Annotated in this window: 19 protein-coding genes; 11 read left to right on the plus strand and 8 right to left on the minus strand. The window is 54.8% G+C overall.

The features are described from left to right. Positions 1 to 75: 75 nt before the first annotated feature. From rsmB to def, 3 genes are read right to left on the minus strand one after another with little or no spacing between them, the layout of a single operon-like run. A complete protein-coding gene (gene rsmB, locus PHACT_RS09210; RefSeq protein WP_070117176.1) occupies positions 76 to 1,419 on the minus strand; it encodes a 16S rRNA (cytosine(967)-C(5))-methyltransferase RsmB in 1,344 nt (447 codons plus the stop codon). After that, positions 1,406 to 2,401 (minus strand): methionyl-tRNA formyltransferase, encoded by a 996-nt coding sequence (fmt, locus tag PHACT_RS09215; protein WP_070117178.1) that lies wholly within the window; start codon positions 2,399 to 2,401, stop codon positions 1,406 to 1,408. The genes rsmB and fmt overlap by 14 nt, the downstream gene beginning before the upstream one ends. A gap of 47 nt (positions 2,402 to 2,448) precedes the next feature. Continuing rightward, positions 2,449 to 2,961 carry a peptide deformylase gene (gene def / locus PHACT_RS09220; RefSeq protein ID WP_070117180.1) on the minus strand — a complete coding sequence of 171 codons (513 nt, stop codon included), beginning with the start codon at positions 2,959 to 2,961 and terminating at the stop codon, positions 2,449 to 2,451. 231 nt (positions 2,962 to 3,192) lie between these two features. On the opposite strand from def, the gene dprA reads away from it, so the two are divergent. The 4 genes from dprA (at position 3,193) to aroE (ending at position 6,794) form a co-directional block, all read left to right on the plus strand. Continuing rightward, positions 3,193 to 4,182: a DNA-processing protein DprA gene (gene dprA, locus PHACT_RS09225; RefSeq protein WP_070117182.1), complete on the plus strand. Its 990-nt coding sequence runs from the start codon at positions 3,193 to 3,195 to the stop codon at positions 4,180 to 4,182. 96 nt (positions 4,183 to 4,278) lie between these two features. Beyond that, positions 4,279 to 4,857 (plus strand): L-threonylcarbamoyladenylate synthase, encoded by a 579-nt coding sequence (locus PHACT_RS09230; protein WP_070117184.1) that lies wholly within the window; start codon positions 4,279 to 4,281, stop codon positions 4,855 to 4,857. Between the two features lie 104 nt (positions 4,858 to 4,961). After that, the gene (gene hemF / locus PHACT_RS09235) at positions 4,962 to 5,915 is read left to right on the plus strand and encodes an oxygen-dependent coproporphyrinogen oxidase (RefSeq protein ID WP_083264475.1); all 954 of its coding nucleotides are present in this window, start codon (positions 4,962 to 4,964) and stop codon (positions 5,913 to 5,915) included. Between the two features lie 36 nt (positions 5,916 to 5,951). Continuing rightward, positions 5,952 to 6,794: a shikimate dehydrogenase gene (aroE, locus tag PHACT_RS09240; RefSeq protein ID WP_070117188.1), complete on the plus strand. Its 843-nt coding sequence runs from the start codon at positions 5,952 to 5,954 to the stop codon at positions 6,792 to 6,794. Here the strand turns inward: aroE and PHACT_RS09245 are convergent. Beyond that, complete coding sequence (locus PHACT_RS09245; RefSeq protein ID WP_070117192.1) at positions 6,780 to 7,322, minus strand: gamma carbonic anhydrase family protein; 543 nt, start codon at positions 7,320 to 7,322, stop codon at positions 6,780 to 6,782. The genes aroE and PHACT_RS09245 overlap by 15 nt on opposite strands. A 78-nt stretch (positions 7,323 to 7,400) precedes the next feature. Here PHACT_RS09245 and PHACT_RS09250 point away from each other — a divergent pair, with 78 nt between their 5' ends. From PHACT_RS09250 to PHACT_RS09270, 5 genes are all read left to right on the plus strand, one after another. Next, positions 7,401 to 9,581 carry a M3 family metallopeptidase gene (locus tag PHACT_RS09250; protein WP_070117197.1) on the plus strand — a complete coding sequence of 727 codons (2,181 nt, stop codon included), beginning with the start codon at positions 7,401 to 7,403 and terminating at the stop codon, positions 9,579 to 9,581. Between the two features lie 391 nt (positions 9,582 to 9,972). Continuing rightward, positions 9,973 to 11,121, plus strand: coding sequence for a cytochrome c oxidase subunit II (gene coxB, locus PHACT_RS09255; protein WP_070117202.1), 1,149 nt, complete (start codon positions 9,973 to 9,975; stop codon positions 11,119 to 11,121). Between the two features lie 5 nt (positions 11,122 to 11,126). Then, the gene (ctaD, locus tag PHACT_RS09260; RefSeq protein WP_070117206.1) at positions 11,127 to 12,710 is read left to right on the plus strand and encodes a cytochrome c oxidase subunit I; all 1,584 of its coding nucleotides are present in this window, start codon (positions 11,127 to 11,129) and stop codon (positions 12,708 to 12,710) included. 49 nt (positions 12,711 to 12,759) lie between these two features. Beyond that, entirely contained in the window at positions 12,760 to 13,329 is a 570-nt protein-coding gene (locus PHACT_RS09265; RefSeq protein ID WP_070117211.1) for a cytochrome c oxidase assembly protein, read from the plus strand. Positions 13,330 to 13,363: 34 nt separating this feature from the next. Next, positions 13,364 to 14,290 carry a cytochrome c oxidase subunit 3 gene (locus PHACT_RS09270; protein WP_070117216.1) on the plus strand — a complete coding sequence of 309 codons (927 nt, stop codon included), beginning with the start codon at positions 13,364 to 13,366 and terminating at the stop codon, positions 14,288 to 14,290. Between the two features lie 138 nt (positions 14,291 to 14,428). Here the strand turns inward: PHACT_RS09270 and PHACT_RS09275 are convergent, their stop codons facing one another. Next, positions 14,429 to 14,635, minus strand: coding sequence for a DUF2909 domain-containing protein (locus PHACT_RS09275; protein WP_070117221.1), 207 nt, complete (start codon positions 14,633 to 14,635; stop codon positions 14,429 to 14,431). 102 nt (positions 14,636 to 14,737) lie between these two features. On the opposite strand from PHACT_RS09275, the gene PHACT_RS09280 reads away from it, so the two are divergent. Further along, the gene (locus PHACT_RS09280; protein WP_070117225.1) at positions 14,738 to 15,445 is read left to right on the plus strand and encodes an SURF1 family protein; all 708 of its coding nucleotides are present in this window, start codon (positions 14,738 to 14,740) and stop codon (positions 15,443 to 15,445) included. Between the two features lies 1 nt (position 15,446). Further along, complete coding sequence (locus tag PHACT_RS09285) at positions 15,447 to 16,100, plus strand: hypothetical protein (protein WP_070117230.1); 654 nt, start codon at positions 15,447 to 15,449, stop codon at positions 16,098 to 16,100. 3 nt (positions 16,101 to 16,103) lie between these two features. Here the strand turns inward: PHACT_RS09285 and PHACT_RS09290 are convergent, their stop codons facing one another. The 3 genes from PHACT_RS09290 to PHACT_RS09300 form a co-directional block, all read right to left on the minus strand. Continuing rightward, entirely contained in the window at positions 16,104 to 16,460 is a 357-nt protein-coding gene (locus PHACT_RS09290; protein WP_070117234.1) for a cytochrome C oxidase subunit IV family protein, read from the minus strand. Between the two features lie 67 nt (positions 16,461 to 16,527). After that, the gene (locus tag PHACT_RS09295) at positions 16,528 to 17,229 is read right to left on the minus strand and encodes a heme-copper oxidase subunit III family protein (RefSeq protein WP_083264476.1); all 702 of its coding nucleotides are present in this window, start codon (positions 17,227 to 17,229) and stop codon (positions 16,528 to 16,530) included. A gap of 58 nt (positions 17,230 to 17,287) precedes the next feature. Further along, entirely contained in the window at positions 17,288 to 17,914 is a 627-nt protein-coding gene (locus PHACT_RS09300; protein WP_070117238.1) for a cytochrome c oxidase subunit 3, read from the minus strand.

A 17,914-nucleotide genomic window follows, 5' to 3' on the forward strand; every position in this document is an offset into this window, starting at 1 on the left:
CAATGTCCGGCGGATATTGAGGCCCGCCGTTATTGCCCGCAAATTATCCGCCCCTGCGACCGGCCTTACAACAATTCAATGGGCGATTTTTTGTAGAACGGCAAAATAAAATCCGTCCGGCCCCTGTTCTGTTGGCAACAACTGGCGTCCAGCCGCCACGGCCGTCCCCCAGTCGACTACAATCGGCACTTCCTCGGCATCCGGGGTTTCGGCCAGAAAGCTGGATATCTGCTGGTCATTCTCGGCACGCAGCACCGAACAGGTGGAATACAGCAACATTCCGCCAGGCGCGAGACAGGCCCACAATCGTGTTAACAGTTTTTGTTGCAGCTCGCTCAGGCGGACAACATCCGCAGCCTGCCGAAGAACCTTGATGTCAGGCTGGCGCCGCACGATTCCGGTGGCCGTACAGGGCGCATCCAGCAAGATTCGGTCGAAGGCTTCTCCGTCCCACCATTCATCCGGTTCACTGCTATCGGCCGCCATCAGTTTGACCCGTGTGCTGGCCAGCTTGAGACGTTGCAGGTTTTCTTCAATTCGCGTCAGCCTGCGCGCTTCTATATCCAGCGCCAGCAGCGATGAAGGCTCTCCGTCAGCGTCAGCCAGGGTTTCCAGGATATGACAGGTTTTGCCTCCCGGGGCCGCGCAGGCGTCCAGTATGCGGTGACCATGACTGGTCAGCAACAATCCCGGAATCAGCTGTGACGCTTCGTCCTGCACACTGACCAATCCTTCATCGAAACCCGGCAGTGAAGACACCGGCCTGCCCTGGTCAAGATAGACCGCGGTGTCGGCAAGCTTGCCGGCGACGGCACGTATGCCGGCATCAGTCAGTCGCTCGAGGTAGTCGGTCCGGGTGATGCGGGAAAGATTGACGCGAAGCGTCATTGGCGGGTGCTGGTTGCCGGCGTGCAAAATCTGTATCGCCTGCCCGGACCAGTCCTTGTGCAGTTGGCTGCTCAGCCAGTCGGGATAGGCAAACCTGGCATCGTCAGAATCAACATCTGCCTTACCTTCGCTGGCCGCCGCGAGCTGGCGCTGATACTGTCGGAGCACACCGTTGATCAGGGCTTTGGCCCAGCCCTTTTTTAACAGGACTGAGGCATTCACGGATTCATTGACCGCGGCATGGTCTGCCAGGCGCATGTATTGCAGTTGGTACATGCCCAGTAGAAGCAGACATTGAATGTCAGCGTCCTTATTCTTCAGGGGTTTGTCTATCAGCCTGGCCAATTCCCGACTGAGTTGGTGGTACCAGCGACAGGTGCCAAAACAGAGCTCCCGCAGCAGGGCAATCTGGTTCTGATCAGATTCGGCAACATCGGCCGGCCTCGGCAGCAGACTGGCCAGCGAGCCCTGCTGTTTGAGCAGGCGGGCCAGTATCTGCGCGGCGTTGGCGCGGACCTTAGCGGGTTTCATTTGGGTCGTCGGTGCTGAACTGTTTACCGGCTGCGAACAATGCCGGTCGCGAGTTCTTCAGGTCACGCACGGCCACCGGGTTTTTCCCTGGCAGTTGCACTTCAGTTACCACGAGCGCGCCGTCGGTGCAGGCAATGCTCAGCGCATTGTTACTTTGACCCTTATTTGTGCCAGCGGCGTCGTTTTGTTTGATAATAGTGCCAGGTGGGGCACTGTCGGTCTGTTTGGCAGGCAACCAGGTAGCGCGCAATAAGCGTATGCGCTCACCGTCCAGAAAACTGTAGGCCGGTTGACGGCCAATACCGGCAAGAATTGTGCGCGAAATATCAGAGCCACTGGCCTGCCAGTCGATGCGTGCCTCGGACTTGTCGAGTTTGCGGGCGTAGGTACTCAGGCTGTCATCCTGTTGTTGGGCGTGACTGCTCAGGTGAGCAAAGTTTGCCAGTGTATGCAGTAACCCCTCACATCCCAGCGTCGCCAGCCGGTTCTCCAGTTGCTGGCGGTCGTCCTGGGCGGTCAATGGCGTCACCAGCTTGTATAACATGTCGCCGGTATCCAGGCCGACGTCCATTTGCATGATCGTGACCCCGGTCTCAGTATCACCAGCAAGCAGCGCACGTTCGATGGGCGCCGCGCCACGCCAGCGTGGTAGCAGTGAGGCGTGGACGTTGATGCAGCCAAAACGGGGAATGTCGAGTACCGCTTTGGGCAACAACAGGCCATACGCCACCACAATCATAAGGTCCGGGCGAAAAGCCGCCAGTTCGGCCTGAGCCTGTGCATCTTTTAATGACGCTGGCTGCAACACGGGCAGATTATGCTTGAGGGCGAGCACCTTGACCGGACTGGCCTGAAGTTTTTTGCCGCGACCAGAGGCCCGGTCCGGCTGCGTATAGACGGCAGCAATGTCATGGCCCTGTGCAATCAGGGCGGCCAGGTGGGAAGCCGCAAACGCGGGAGTGCCGGCAAAAACCAGTTTCATGCAATATCCAGGGTTGGTGGTGGTTCGGGTTCCTGCTGGCGCTTATGTCAGGCCATGGCTGCCTGTTTATGGGCCTTTTGCAGCTTGCTGCGAATTCGCTGACGTTTGATTGTGCTCAGATAATCGACAAACAGTTTGCCATTCAGATGGTCCATTTCATGCTGGATACAGGTGGCCAGCAAGCCATCGGCGACCATTTCAAAAGCTTCACCGTTGCGATCCAGTGCCTGAACCTTGATCCGGCGCGGGCGGCTGACGGTCTCATAAAAACCCGGTACGGACAGACAGCCCTCATCATATTCTTCCAGATCCTCGTCCAGTACTTCCAGACGGGGATTGATGAAGACCAGCGGCGCGCTGCTGTCGTCGGAAATATCAATGACAATGAGCTGCTTGTGAACATTGACCTGGGTCGCGGCCAGACCAATGCCGGGCGCTTCATACATGGTTTCGAACATGTCATCGATAACCTGACGCAGGGCATCATCGACCTGCGCTACCGGCTTGGCCACGGTACGCAATCGGGAATCAGGGAATTCCAGTATGTCCAGTTTCGCCATGTTCTAACTCCAGTTTTGTGTATCGATTCAGCAGGGACAGCGTGTTTGTGCCATAACCCAAGTACGTGAATAAGCTCAGTATAACATATGGCCACGCAAGTCCGAGTCAGAAAACAGGATCGAACGGAGACGCTAAACCGGCCGACCAGGGAAGGCAGAATGACCAGGCAATACCGAAACACCCGTACAGACCGAACGACCAGGGAAGACCGAACGAATAACCAAGACCCGATGAGCAGGGAAAAGGTTTCAGCATGGCTGGCTCAGCCCCACCACCATCTGCTGACAATTGATGCCGCCGGCTACCCGCCCATGCTCAGGCAGACCGATGGTGCTCCCTTCTATCTGTTTGTGCGCGGTGATCCGGGCATTCTGGCAAGACCCATGATTGCCATAGTTGGCAGTCGAAACAGCACCGTATACGGTCGTGAAATCGCCTTTCGGCTGGGGGCGGAGCTGGCCGGCAAGGGGTTTGTGGTGTGCAGCGGTCTTGCTTCAGGTATCGATACCGAAGCGCACAAAGCTGCCGTTAAAGTCGGCACGCCGACGGTCGCCGTGCTGGGGAATGGTTTGTATGATGTGTATCCACCGCGCAATCGCGAGCTGGCAGAGCAGATTGTGGCACCGGGCCCGGCGCAGGGAGCCCTGATTTCGGAATTGCCACTGGATGCCGGGCCGGTGGCGTCGCATTTCCCCAGTCGGAACCGGATCATCAGTGGTCTTAGCCTGGGAGTCTGTGTGGTTGAGGCAACCATGCGCAGTGGATCGTTGATAACTGCCCGGCTGGCGCTGCAGCAGAACCGGGAGGTATTCGCCGTCCCGGGGTCTGTTAACAGCAACCGAAGTCGCGGCTGCCACGACTTGCTGCGTCAGGGCGCTGTGCTGGTGGAGGCCGCTGATGATATTCTTGCGCATATCGAACCCCTGTATCGGGGGCAACTCGATCTGTTGTCTCAGAGTCAGCTGCAACTGCAGGATGCCAGAGCGGCACAGTCCGGTTCTGGCGCCGGAGACGCGGACGCGTGCACACACGGTATATCAGCAAGCGACAAAAATCCGGTGCTGAATTGCATTGGCAACGACCCGATCACAATGGATGCGCTGGTGCTGCGTACCGGGCTGAGTGTCAGCGAACTGAGTCAGCAACTGCTGACGCTGGAGCTGGCCGGCAGAATCGAAAAACGCGGCGGCACCTGGGTCCGGCACACGACTTGCGCCTGAACACGGGGTGGGCTATTTTCCGCGCCAACGGCGGGAATGCAGCTTTCATCAATATCATCGCTTCACCGGAAACAGGAACAAGTAAGAGGGTTGCCCATGGCATCAGATCTGCATATCAAGAAAGCCGTTCGTGTTGTCGAGGCTGGTGGTGTCATCGCGTATCCGACCGAGGCCGTGTGGGGTCTGGGTTGCGACCCCGATAACCGGGAAGCTTGCCTGACCTTGTTGCAGATCAAACAACGGCCAGTGGAAAAAGGTATGATACTGGTTGCAGCGTCAGTGGCACAATTTGCCGCATTGCTGGCGCCTTTGCCCGTGGCACAGCAAAAACAACTGCAGCAGGCCTGGGCCAATCAGGCTAAAACAGGACCGGTGACATTTCTGGTTCCCGATCTGGAAGATCAGGTGCCGTGGTGGGTAAAAGGCAGTCATGAGTCAGTGGCACTGCGGGTCAGTCTGCATTCGCAGGTACAACAGTTGTGCCAGGCACTGGCCGCGCCGCTGGTGTCCACCTCGGCCAATATCACCGGCACTTCACCGGCCACAGACCGGTTGCGGGTGGAAAAAACTCTGGGGTCACAACTTGATTTTATTTTACCAGGCAGTCTGGGTGGGGCGACAAAACCGTCACAGATCATCGACATAAACACAGGTCGCGTCATCCGGGCGGGTTAAGACTCTGGTTGTCAGTTGCTGTGCCCATCGCCTGTTAACGAAACAACAAACTTAACACGACAACGAGACCAACAAGACAGAAAGACACACAGGAAAGCAAGACTATGGCTGACAATAACAATCCCGGCGCTAACGCACCAGCAGACGACGCAGCGCTCGATGCCGACAGGGTGCGCGAGTTCCTGCTGAACCTGCAGAATGAAATTTGCCAGCGTCTGGAAGCCCTGGACGGTCGCAGCCGTTTTCATGAAGATAGCTGGCTGCGGGATAAAGGCGGCAGTGGCATCAGTCGCGTGATCAGTGATGGCGCCGTGTTTGAAAAAGGCGGCGTCAATTTTTCCCATGTCTTTGGTGATTCATTGCCACCATCGGCATCCGCGTCACGGCCGGAAATGGCCGGACGCAGCTTCCAGGCCATGGGTGTGTCGCTGGTGATACATCCGGACAATCCGCTGGTACCCACATCGCATGCAAATTTTCGATTTTTTATTGCCGAAAAACCGGGTGAGACGCCAGTGTGGTGGTTTGGTGGTGGCTATGACCTGACCCCTTATTATGGCAATGACGAGGATTGTCGGCACTGGCATCAGGTTGCCAAAGACGCCTGTGACAAACATGGTGCCGCTCTCTATCCACGCTTTAAACAGGCCTGTGATGAATATTTCTTTTTGCCTCACCGTCAGGAGCCGCGCGGTATTGGTGGTCTGTTCTTTGATGATTTTAATGAACTGGACTTTGAGCAAAGTTTTGCCATGGTGCAGGATATCGCCAACAGCTTTATTGAGGCGTATGCGCCGATCGTTGAAGCGCGCGCGTCACTGCCATTCACCGAAACCCAGAAACAATTTCAGCGTTATCGCCGAGGCCGGTATGTCGAGTTCAATCTGGTCTACGATCGGGGCACCCTGTTCGGGCTGCAGTCCGGTCTGGGCCGGGTCGAGTCCATTCTGATGTCATTGCCGCCCGAGGTACGCTGGATATATGACTGGCATCCCGAACCTGGCAGCGAGGAAGAAAAACTGTACACCGACTATCTGCGTCCGCGCGCGTGGGTTTGAAGTCAAGCTGGATCTATTGGAAATGGGCTGGAAAACATGAGCAACACTGATCGTTATGCTGTTGTGGGCTACCCGGTAACTCACAGCAAGTCTCCTTTCATTCATGCGCTGTTTGCCAGACAGACAGAACAGGACATCGACTACGGACGCATGGAAGTCGCACCAGAGGATTTTCTGCACAGTGTGCGCGAATTCTTTGACCAGGGCGGCAAGGGCCTGAACATAACTCTGCCGCACAAGGAAGCCGCCTGGCAATTGGTGGACTGGCACGCACCCAACGCTGAACGGGCAGGCGCGGTTAATACAATTTACCAGCTCGATGACGGACGACTTGCTGGTGACAACACCGATGGCGTGGGCATGGTGCGTGATATTGAGCAAAACCACGGTGGCCATTTGCAGGGCGCGCGCATACTGGTATTGGGCGCCGGCGGTGCGGTCCGGGGCGTGCTGCCCAGGTTGATGGCAGCGCAGCCGGCATCGGTGTGCATCGTCAATCGCACTCTGGCCAGAGCAGAAGCGCTGACGAAATTATTTTCCGACCAGTGCGATATCTCGGCCCTGCCGTATTCCGGCTTGCAGGATATGACAACGTCCTTTGACTGGATCATCAATGGCAGTGCCGGTGGCCTTAAGGGTGAATTGCCGCCCTTGCCGGACGCGCTGGTGGCGCCGGCAACGGGGTGCTACGACATGGTGTACGCGCCAGGTGGCACTGTATTTCAGAAATGGGCAGGCGATCGCGGCGCGGCAAGGTCTCTGGACGGTTCCGGCATGCTGGTGGAGCAGGCAGCAGAGTCATTTCGCCTGTGGCGTGGCGTTCGGCCAGAGACTGCGACCGTGATCAGAATGCTGCAGCAGGAACTAGGGAATCTTTGACGCACTCAGGTAGCGATCCTTGAGCTCCCTGTATTTTTTGGCGCTGTACAGGAAAAACGATTTCTCGTCATCATTCAGCGCTCTGGCCTGCTTCACCGGAGAGCCGACATAAAGGTAACCGCTCTCCAGCTTTTTGCCCGGTGGCACCAGGCTGCCTGCACCAATGATGACATCGGATTCCACCACGGCGCCATCCATGACAGTTGCACCCATGCCAACCAACACGCGGTCGTGAATGGTGCAGCCATGCAGCATAACCTTGTGTCCGACCGTGACATCGTCACCAACAGTGCAGGGGTAGCCGTCCGGATTGAACGGGCCGGCGTGAGTGACATGTAACACCGAACCGTCCTGAATACTGCTGCGCTCGCCGATCCGGATGCGGTGAATGTCGCCGCGTATCACGGTCATGGGCCACACCGATGAATCCTTGCCGATTTTTACATCGCCGATGACAATGGCGCTTTCATCGACGAACACGCCCTGCCCCAGTTCGGGGATATGGGTTTCGAATGCTTTGATTGCCATTGTGCAATCCTCCCGTAAGACACTATTAACAATGCTATGATGCCCGATCGCATTCCAGTACGACAGGAGTTTAGCCCGATGTCAACGCAGCCAGGCCATCAAACAGGCTCTCAACCAAGCCCTCAACCAAGCTCGCAATCAGCGTCAGCCAGCAACAACCCGTTATTGCAGTTTGAGCGTCTGCCCGACTTTCCGTCGATACGCGCTGAGCATATCAAGCCGGCCGTGCAAACGGTGCTGGAGCAGAGCCGGGCCGCGCTGGACAGGATCCTGGCCGATGCCAAAAACCAGACTGCGCCGGACTGGCAAAGCCTGATAGATGCTCTTGACGATCAGGACGATCAATTGAGCAAAGTCTGGTCAACTGCAAGCCATCTGAATTCTGTTGCCAATACATCCGACATTCGCGAAGCCTATAACGATTGCCAGCCGTTGATTACCGAATACTATGCGGCATTGGGGCAGAATGAACAGCTGTTTGGCTGTGTTGAGGCGTTAAGTGCGCGGGCCGACGAACTCAACCTGGATGGCTCCCAACGCAAAATCATTGCTGACACGCTGCTCGATTTCAGGCTTGCCGGGGTCAACCTGCCAGCTGCGGAAAAGAAGCGCTTTGCCGAGATTCAGACCCGGCTCAGTCACCTGTCCAATGTCTTCAGCAACAATGTGTTGGACGCAACCCGGGCCTGGACCCGGCACCTGGCTGACGACACGCTGCTGGTGGGTGTTCCCGAGATGGCGCGGCAGGCGGCGGCAACGGCGGCGTCCGGTAAAGGTCTGACCGGCTACCTGTTGACGCTGGACTTTCCCTGCTACTACGCGGTGATGACGTATGCCGATAATGCGGGGTTGCGGGAGGATATGTACCGTGCGTTTGCCACCCGTGCCTCTGATCAGGCCATTGCGGCTGCTCCTGATAAAGAAGCTGCGCCGGAAAAAGCGGTCGCAGTAACACAATGGAACAACTACGATATCATTCGCGAGATTCTGCAGCTGCGTCAGGAAGAGGCCGCGTTGCTTGGGTATGAGCATTACGCGGCGCTGTCTGTGGCGCGGAAAATGGCTAAATCAGTCGATCAGGTCAATGCCTTCCTTGACGATCTGACACGCTACAGTCGACCGGCTGCCGAGCGCGAATTCCGGGAGCTGGGCGAATTTGCCCGTGACACGCACGGTGTTAACAAGCTCAATGCCTGGGATGTGTCCTATTACAGCGAGAAGCTGCGTAAACAGAGCTACGATATTTCCCAGGAAGAGCTGCGCGCCTGGTTCCCGCTGGACAAGGTGCGCCAGGGTCTGTTTTCCATTGTCGAGACGCTGTACGGGGTACAGGTTGAACGTGACCTCGGCGCCGGCGTGTGGGATCCGGCTGTGGACTTCTACAACATTCGTCGGGACGGCGAGATTGTGGCGCGTTTCTATTTTGACCTGTTTACCCGCGAAGGCAAACGCGGCGGCGCGTGGATGGCCGACTGTCGCAGCCGACGCCTGATCACGCAAGATGGCATCGCCGTGCAGCAACAGATTCCGGTGGCCTTTCTGGTCTGCAATTTTGCGCCCCCGGCCGATGCACAGACACCGGCGTTGCTGACACACAACGATGTCACCACCCTGTTCCATGAGTTCGGCCACGGCCTGCATCACATGCTGACGCAGGAAAACTACCTGCGTTGTTCGGGTATCACCGGTGTCGCCTGGGATGCGGTGGAGTTGCCCAGTCAGTTGATGGAAAACTGGTGCTGGGACCCCGAGTCGATTGCTCTTATTTCGGGCCATTACCAGACTGGTGAGCCCCTGCCCAAAGCCCTGTTAGACAAAATGCTGGCCGCCAAGAATTTTCAGTCCGGTATGCACAGCGTGCGGCAACTGGAATTTGCACTGTTCGATTTCTCGCTGCACCAGGCCCCTGTCGATTTGACGCGTGATTTTGTGGGTGACGCTCTGGCGTTGGCGCGAAGTAAAACCGCGGTTTATCCGGTCCCTGCCTATAATCGCTTTCAAAACAGCTTTTCGCATATCTTTGCCGGTGGCTACTCGGCTGGTTATTACAGCTACAAGTGGGCCGAAGTCCTGTCCGCCGATGTGTTCTCCCGGTTTGAGGAAACCGGTGTCCTCAATCCGGATACCGGCAAAGCTTTTTATGACAAAATATTGTCAAAAGGCGGTGGCACAGACGCGCTGACCCTGTTTGTTGACTTCATGGGTAGAGAGCCAGACCTGGCGGCCCTGCTGAAGCAGGAAGGTCTGCAAGTACAGTAATTGACGGGAAAATTGATCTGACGCAGAAGCACGCTCGACCTTGCGGATAGAGCGTTTGTGACTAAAATTGACAGCTTGGTGCCGTCTTTTGACAAAACCGGGACCGATTCTGACCAGTTTCCATGGCATTATCGAAACAAGTTTTGCTATAATGCCCGGCGCTTTACATGGAACCCTAGTGTCCTGCCAACAACGTCGGCCCCGGAAAACCTCCGGAAGTCCGCAAGAATTGCGCTGATTTCAGTGTCCGGCCCGCCGGATTCGACGCCAGCACATGTCGGCACGGTGATTAAAGCAGCCCGCTTTTGTGATACTGCAGAGGCCGGGCTAAAACAATAAAACCTTAAAACGTTTGTAACAGCCCTTTCTTACTATTACGGAGACACGGCGAATGTTGTCCAAAGCAAAGCTGTGGTTAGGCCTTGCCCTCAGCACTCTGATGTTCTGGAGTGCGGGTTTGCATGCAGCCTGGGAATTAAACATGACCAGGGGCGTAACCGAAATGAGTCGCGATACCTATGGCCTTCATATGACAATCTTCTGGTGGGTAGTTGCCATCGGGGTTGTGGTATTTGGCGCCATGTTGTGGTCAATCATCCATCATCGCAAATCCAAAGGTGCAAAGCCGGCGACCTTCCACGAAAGTACCAAAGTGGAAATTGTCTGGACGCTGATTCCCTTCGTGATTCTGATCATGATGGCGATTCCGGCAACCCGTGTACTGACCGATGCATACGATACCACTGGCTCGGAGCTCGATATCCAGATCACCGGCTACCAGTGGCGCTGGGAATACACCTACATGCGTGAAAACATGGATGAAGAAGAAGTCTCTTTCTTCAGCATCCTGTCCACATCGCGTGAAGAAATCAGCAATGACATTGAAAAGTCAGAGAATTACCTGCTGGATGTTGATAAGCCGCTGGTGATTCCGACGGACACCCGCGTCCGCTTTCTGATGACCTCTGCCGATGTCCTGCACGCCTGGTGGGTACCGGATTTTGCTATCAAAAAAGACACCATCCCCGGTTTCATCAATGAAACCTGGGTTGTCGTTGAAGAGCCCGGTGTGTACCGCGGCCAGTGCGCCGAGCTGTGTGGTATGGACCACGGCTTCATGCCAATTGTTGTACACGCACTGCCGCCGGCAGAATACGAAGCCTGGTATGCCGAGCAGCAACAGGCTGCCGCTGAGATCCGCGAGCTGGCCAATGCCGAGCTGAGCATGGAAGACGCCATGGCCCAGGGTGAGCAGATCTACAACCAGAACTGTGTCGCCTGCCACCAGGCCGGCGGTGTGGGTATGCCCCCGGTATTCCCGGCACTGGCTGGCAGCGACAAAGCCACTGGCGACCGTCTGGTCACCATGGACACGCTGGTCCACGGTGTCGAAGGTACAGCAATGGCCGCCTATGGCCGACAGCTGAACCCGATTCAACTGGCTGCTGTTATCACCTTCGTTCGTAATGCCTTTGGCAATGATACGGGCGATCTGGTTCAGCCAACTGAAGTCAACGCATACATTCAAGAAGGACAGTAAAGACCATGAGCGCTGCACACGATCATCATCACGGCCCCGCCAAAGGCATATCGCGATGGTTGTTTACTACCAACCATAAAGATATTGGCTCTATGTACTTGTGGTTCAGCTTTGCCATGTTTCTCCTGGGCGGCACCTTCGCCCTGGTGATTCGCGCTGAACTGTTCCAACCGGGTCTGCAATTTGTAGAACCCAACTTCTTTAACCAGATGACGACCATGCACGGTCTGATCATGGTATTCGGTGCGGTCATGCCTGCGTTTGTAGGCCTGGCCAACTGGATGATTCCGCTGATGATTGGCGCGCCGGACATGGCGTTGCCGCGGATGAATAACTGGAGTTTCTGGATTCTGCCGTTCGCGTTCGCGATGATGGTATCCACGCTGTTCATGGACGGCGGCGGACCCAACTTTGGCTGGACGTTCTATGCGCCGCTGTCCACGACTTACGCGCCGCCCTCCACTACGTTCTTCATTTTTGCCGTACACATTCTGGGTGCTTCATCCATTATGGGTGCGATAAACGTGATTGCGACCATCCTCAACATGCGTGCCCCGGGCATGACACTGATGAAGATGCCGCTGTTCGTATGGACCTGGCTGATCACGGCTTACCTGCTGATCGCAGTAATGCCGGTTCTGGCCGGTGTCGTCACCATGATGCTGTTCGACATCCACTTCGGCACCGCCTTCTTTGACGCGGCCGGTGGCGGTGACCCGGTTCTGTTCCAGCACCTGTTCTGGTTCTTCGGACACCCGGAAGTTTACATCATGATTCTGCCGGCATTTGGTATCGTGTCTGCCATCATCCCGACCTTCGCCCGCAAGCGTCTGTTTGGTTATGACTCCATGGTATATGCAACGGCGTCGATTGCTTTCCTGTCCTTCATCGTCTGGGCGCATCACATGTTCACAGTCGGTATGCCCCTGGCGGGCCAGCTGTTCTTCATGTACGCGACCATGCTGATTGCGGTACCGACCGGTGTGAAGGTATTCAACTGGGTGGCAACCATGTTCCGTGGTTCCATGACCTTTGAAACACCCATGCTGTTTGCCATCGCCTTTGTTGTGCTGTTTACCATTGGTGGATTCACCGGCGTCATGCTGGCGATCACCCCGGTGGATTTCCAGTACCATGACACTTACTTCGTGGTTGCCCATTTCCACTACGTACTGGTGCCGGGTGCGGTGTTCTCCCTGATGGCGGCCGCTTACTACTGGCTGCCGAAGTGGACTGGCTACATGTATGACGAGACGCTGGGCAAGCTGCACTTCTGGCTGTCCTTCATCGGCGTCAATCTGCTGTTTTTCCCACAACACTTCCTGGGTCTGGCCGGCATGCCACGTCGTATTCCGGACTACGCCCTGCAGTTTGCTGACTTTAACTGGATCTCCAGTGTCGGCGGCTTCCTGTTTGGTTTCTCCCAGCTGATCCTGCTGTTTGTCATCATCAAATGTATCCGTGGTGGCAAGAAAGCATCGGCGCAGGTTTGGGAAGGTGCACAGGGTCTGGAGTGGACAGTCGCGTCGCCGGCGCCGTATCACACCTTTGAAACACCGCCTGATCCGGCACTGATCAAAGCCCAGTAACACGGGTGTGTATTGACGGTATTTGAGTAGACAGTTGGAGTAAAAAAATATGAAAACTGACAAAGCGCCATCTAAAAACAAGACATTGGTAACAAAGTTATTGTTTGCTGTTGTAGGCATGTTTGCTTTCGGATTTGCTCTGGTACCGTTATACGATGTGATCTGTGACATTACCGGCCTGAATGGCAAGACCAACAATCTGGCAATTCAGGCTGAAGCAGGCGAGATCATCGACGAAACCCGTGAAATCACGGTGCAGTTCATTGCCCGTGAAAACGCTGACATGAACTGGGGATTTACCCCCAGTTCAGCCCAGGTGAAAGTGCAGCCGGGCGAAGTCAATATGATCAGCTACAAAGTGACCAATTCCAGTGACAGGGTCATGGTAGGACAGGCAATACCCAGCGTGGCGCCTAACGGAGCCGCAGGTCACCTCAATAAAGTGGAATGCTTCTGCTTTGAGGAACAGGTCCTGCAACCGGGCGAGTCAGCGGATATGCCGTTGCGCTTTTTTGTTGATCCGGCACTGCCGACTGACATCAGCAAACTGACGCTGTCCTATACCTTGTATGACATCACGGAAAAAAGTAGCAAACTGAAAGCAGTAGCAGCACGATAAACGACAATAATATTGTTTTTTTTGGAGAAAAAAGATGGCCAGCGAAAGCTCCCATGAAACCTATTACGTGCCGGAACAGAGCAAATTTCCGTTCTTTGCATCCATTGGTCTGTTCCTGACGGTTTACGGTCTGGGCGGCGTCCTTAACGACATTAGCGCTGGCGCCAGTGTCACCGGATCAACATGGACGGCATTGATCGGCTTTACGATCCTGTCATTCATTCTGTTCCAATGGTTTGCCACCACCATTCGAGAGAACCACGCGGGCCTGAACAGCGCCCAGCTAAAACGCTCCTATGTCTGGGGCATGAGCTGGTTCATTTTCTCCGAGGTCATGTTCTTTGCGGCATTCTTCGGTGCGCTCTTTTATGTACGGACCCTGTCTGTGCCATGGCTGGGTGGCGAAGGGGAAAAAGGCAGTGCCGGTGAATTTCTGTGGCCAGAGTTTCAGGCGGCGTGGCCTTTGCTGGTGAATCCGGACTCCTCCATTTACCCGAACCCGCACGAAGGCCTGAATGTTAAATCCTGGTCACCGGCGTTCTTTGCCGGCTACCTGCCCTTCTGGAATACAGTGATTCTGATCACTTCGTCGGTGACTTTGCACTTCGCACACGTGGCACTGAAAGCGGAGAACCGCAAACGTCTGATTCAGTGGATGTCCGTCACAGTGGGTCTGGGTGTAATCTTCCTGGGTCTGCAGGCACTGGAATATGTTGAGGCCTACGGTCACTACGGTATTACACTGGACTCAGGCATCTACGGCTCCACATTCTTCCTGCTCACCGGTTTCCATGGTTTCCACGTAACGCTGGGTACCTTTATCCTTCTGGTGATGTTGATTCGTTGCATCAAGGGCCACTTCAAGCCCAATGACCATTTCGGTTTTGAAGCGGCGGCCTGGTACTGGCACTTTGTTGACGTAGTCTGGGTCGGACTGTTTATCTTTGTTTATTGCCTGTAATCTGGTTTTTTGTGCAGGCTTCGGCCTGCCAATAAAGATCTGAACACAGGTCTGAATACGGGTCACAAAACAGTAGACCCGGATAAAAAAAGACGGTTCGCTACATGGACCGTCTTTTTTTTGTCTCTTAATCCGGTATTAGCTCCACGGTGCGCCGAAACTCAATTGACCAGTGCTGATACCATAGAAGACACTGATCATCAGAATAATGGCGAGTGTCACACGGATGCCCAGAGCATACATGACACGTTTGGAACGGCCCTGATCCTTATAGAAAAAGACATAACCAGCAACCAGACTGACAACAATCGCTACCAGAAGAAAAACAATAAATATTCTGAGCATGGACCGATTCCGGAAACAAGGAAAAACTCATAGTAGCAGATCATGGATGCCTGCTGAACCGTAACCTCTGACTCTTAGAGGTCAAACAAACAAGAGGTCTGTGTGTTCCATTTTAACTGGAAACTGACGCTGTTTACCGTGCTGCTGCTGCCGCTTCTGGTCTACCTGGGTCTATGGCAACTCGAACGCGAACAGGAAAAACGTGACACGCAGATCGGCTTTGATGCAAAAGCCGCTGAGCAGCCGAGGCCACTGGCCGACATCGACTGGGGTGCGACTGAGGATAATGCCTGGCGACGAATACAAGCCGTTGGTCGTTATGATGCGGACCGGCAATTTCTACTCGACAACCGGATCAATCAATCAAGGGTTGGTTACGAAGTGATAACACCGTTTCAGACCGACAGCGGACTACTTCTGGTCAATCGAGGTTGGGTCGCTCAGGGTGTCGATCGCCAGACCTTGCCCGATGTCGCCGTGACCAGAGATGAGGTGCGTATTCAGGGCACGATTTACGTACCCGGTGGCGATATCATGGTGTTGGGGCAGGAGGAGCCGGCCGGACAGAATCCTTGGCCGCGAGTAGTGCAAAGCCTCGACGTCAAGCAAATGTCGGCCTTATTGAACGAAACCGTGTTGCCATTTTCGGTACGGCTGGAATCTGGCTCGCCCGGACTGCAACAGCTAAACTGGCAGCCTATTACCCTGAGCCCGGAGACCCATCGTGCTTACGCCGTGCAATGGTTTTTTATGGCCGTTGTGCTCATTATTCTATATTTGATTTTCAGTTTCAGACGCCCGGAGAATTGACATGAAAGATCTGACCAGCAGCAAACTCAAGCTTGCCTTCCTTCTGCTGATTGCGTTTGTGCCCATTACGCTGGCTACCTTTGCCTTCCGCGCTGCCACTGAGTCCGGCGGATTTGGTGGTGATACAGTTAACAAGGGACACCTGATATTACCACCGGCAGATATTACCGACCTGGCCATGTCTGACGCGGATGGCGCGCCGCTGTTCAGCAGCTTCGAAGAATTCGTGGCAACTCTGGAAAGTGAGGAAGAGTACGAAGCACAACCCTGGTTGATGGTATACGTCAACGCTGGGGCCTGCGATGAAGCCTGTGAGGAGCGCGTGTTTTATCTTCGCCAGCTGCATATCACGCTAGGTAAAAATGTAGAACGTGTCCGTCGTTATTACCTGCACGCCGCGTCGGCGCCGATGGCGCAGGAAACGGTTGATCATTTCCGTGAAGAGTTTCCCAGTATGGGCGTTGCCTACTCGTCGGCCGGGCAGTTGCAACAAAACCTGACGGCCAATGGTGTAGAGATCGATCTGTCGAATGACAGCTATGTGTTTTTTATCGATCCAGTCGGTAACGTCATGATGTACTACGATGGCAGTCATACCACTGAAGACATCAAAACCGACCTGGACCGTCTGTTACGGCACTCCAGTCTGGGCTGACTGTTAGTGCTCTACATGGAGAGGGCTGCGATCGGCATCCTGGCCAAAGTACTGAACACGCGCGCCTTCAGTATAGTTGCCCTCTATCGCCATGAAAAAAATCAATAACAGCAGAATCATCGGTGGCCCCAGAATGGTGAGTGCCAGCGCCATTCTCTCCCAAACCACGTGCATGAATATGGCCAGAATAAAACCGGCTTTTAATGCCATGAACACCAGAACCAGGGTCCAGCGCATAACACCCTGTACATCAAAATAATCCACCATGTAGCTGAACGCACTGAGTACAAACAGCAGTATCCAGATTTTTATATAAATGCCGAGAGGGTGCTGTTGAGGCCCGCTTGCTGATGATGCCATGTGTATTCTCCTTCAGCGGTTTAACAAAATTCAAATGGGTCAGTGGTTTGCCGGTTCAGACGCAATCTCACAACAGATAGAAGAATGCGAAAATGAACACCCAGACCAGGTCAACAAAGTGCCAGTACAGGCCGGTGATCTCGACGATTTCGTAACCCTTCTTTTCGTAGTGTCCGAGCCAGACTTTGCGAGCCACAACCAACAGGTAGATAACACCACCGGTCACGTGCAAGCCGTGAAAGCCGGTGATCATGTAGAAGACGGAACCAAACTGGTCAGCCCCCCACGGGTTGCCCCAGGGCCTGACACCATACCCGATCAATTTCGACCACTCGTACATCTGCATGCCAACAAACGTCGCACCCAGTGCGGCAGTGGCACACATCAGAATCACGGTCTTCTTCTTGTCCTTGCGATACCCGTAGTTCACCGCCAAAGCCATGGTGCCACTACTGGTAATCAGCACAAAGGTCATGATCGCAATCAGGATCAAGGGTATCGGATCACTGCCAAAAAACGACAGAGCAAATACTTCGGTCGCCAGCGGCCATGGATCCGCCGTGGAGATACGAACGGTCATGTATCCCACCAGGAAACATGAAAAGATAAAGGTATCGCTGACCAGAAAGATCCACATCATGGCCTTGCCCCACGGCACATGATAGGTCTGTTTGTCCGCTGACCAGTCGTTGATAAACCCGGTCACGCCATCGGCCGGGGGAGCCTGATTGCCACTGGCGTTTGCATCAATTGTGCTGCTGTGACTCATGATAGATTCCTTTTTCTGTCTATTCTTGTATTCAATCGTGGATCGTCTGCGTGAGTGGTCAGGTTGATGCCAACAGATAGAAAAGCCCCGCCCAGATTACCAGCAGGAAATGCCAGTACCAGGCACACAGCTCAAGGCTTAGTCGGGCATCGTCGGCGTCCGTACCCTTTGCCAATCTTAGCTGAGCCTTGGCCCAAACCCACAAGCCACCCAGCAAGTGCACAACGTGAATGCCGGTGAGCAGATAGAAGAAGGCATTGGCGGCATTGACGCGCAGACCATGACCCGCCGCAAGAAGCTGTTCCGAGACACTGTACTGTCCGATGACAAACAGAATCGCCAGCACTCCTCCGGCCAGTGACAACAGACCGGCACCGGATCCAAAGCGAACGTGGCCGGATTTGCGAGCCTGACTCACGGCAAAGTGAAAACAGGCACTGCTCAGTACCAGCACAGCCGTATTAACCCACAGCATTGTTGGGGTGGCCAGTGGTACCCAATCGCCCACCGTCATTCGAATAAAGTAGGACACCACGAGCAGAGAAAACAGCACGCTGGCGCACGTGGCAAAAATCATCAGTGCCAGCTTTTCATTGGGCATGTTAAAGGCCGGTCTGGCCTCGATGCCCTCTGGCAGTCCCACGGTATTCCAGGGCTTGTTGGTTACATCACGATAGAAACTCAT

Source organism: Pseudohongiella acticola (assembly GCF_001758195.1).
In the GTDB taxonomy this organism is placed as follows: domain Bacteria; phylum Pseudomonadota; class Gammaproteobacteria; order Pseudomonadales; family Pseudohongiellaceae; genus Pseudohongiella; species Pseudohongiella acticola.

Bases quoted from the DNA above. Each gene is read 5' to 3' on its own strand.
- PHACT_RS09295 (WP_083264476.1), bottom strand. From the start codon at position 17,229: ATGAGTCACAGCAGCACAATTGATGCAAACGCCAGTGGCAATCAGGCT.
- def (WP_070117180.1), bottom strand. From the start codon at position 2,961: ATGGCGAAACTGGACATACTGGAATTCCCTGATTCCCGATTGCGTACC.
- PHACT_RS09275 (WP_070117221.1), bottom strand. From the start codon at position 14,635: ATGCTCAGAATATTTATTGTTTTTCTTCTGGTAGCGATTGTTGTCAGT.
- PHACT_RS09250 (WP_070117197.1), top strand. From the start codon at position 7,401: ATGTCAACGCAGCCAGGCCATCAAACAGGCTCTCAACCAAGCCCTCAA.
- PHACT_RS09300 (WP_070117238.1), bottom strand. From the start codon at position 17,914: ATGAGTTTCTATCGTGATGTAACCAACAAGCCCTGGAATACCGTGGGA.
- PHACT_RS09285 (WP_070117230.1), top strand. From the start codon at position 15,447: ATGAAAGATCTGACCAGCAGCAAACTCAAGCTTGCCTTCCTTCTGCTG.
- PHACT_RS09230 (WP_070117184.1), top strand. From the start codon at position 4,279: ATGGCATCAGATCTGCATATCAAGAAAGCCGTTCGTGTTGTCGAGGCT.
- PHACT_RS09270 (WP_070117216.1), top strand. From the start codon at position 13,364: ATGGCCAGCGAAAGCTCCCATGAAACCTATTACGTGCCGGAACAGAGC.
- coxB (WP_070117202.1), top strand. From the start codon at position 9,973: ATGTTGTCCAAAGCAAAGCTGTGGTTAGGCCTTGCCCTCAGCACTCTG.
- dprA (WP_070117182.1), top strand. From the start codon at position 3,193: ATGAGCAGGGAAAAGGTTTCAGCATGGCTGGCTCAGCCCCACCACCAT.
- aroE (WP_070117188.1), top strand. From the start codon at position 5,952: ATGAGCAACACTGATCGTTATGCTGTTGTGGGCTACCCGGTAACTCAC.
- ctaD (WP_070117206.1), top strand. From the start codon at position 11,127: ATGAGCGCTGCACACGATCATCATCACGGCCCCGCCAAAGGCATATCG.
- PHACT_RS09265 (WP_070117211.1), top strand. From the start codon at position 12,760: ATGAAAACTGACAAAGCGCCATCTAAAAACAAGACATTGGTAACAAAG.
- fmt (WP_070117178.1), bottom strand. From the start codon at position 2,401: ATGAAACTGGTTTTTGCCGGCACTCCCGCGTTTGCGGCTTCCCACCTG.
- rsmB (WP_070117176.1), bottom strand. From the start codon at position 1,419: ATGAAACCCGCTAAGGTCCGCGCCAACGCCGCGCAGATACTGGCCCGC.
- PHACT_RS09245 (WP_070117192.1), bottom strand. From the start codon at position 7,322: ATGGCAATCAAAGCATTCGAAACCCATATCCCCGAACTGGGGCAGGGC.
- hemF (WP_083264475.1), top strand. From the start codon at position 4,962: ATGGCTGACAATAACAATCCCGGCGCTAACGCACCAGCAGACGACGCA.
- PHACT_RS09290 (WP_070117234.1), bottom strand. From the start codon at position 16,460: ATGGCATCATCAGCAAGCGGGCCTCAACAGCACCCTCTCGGCATTTAT.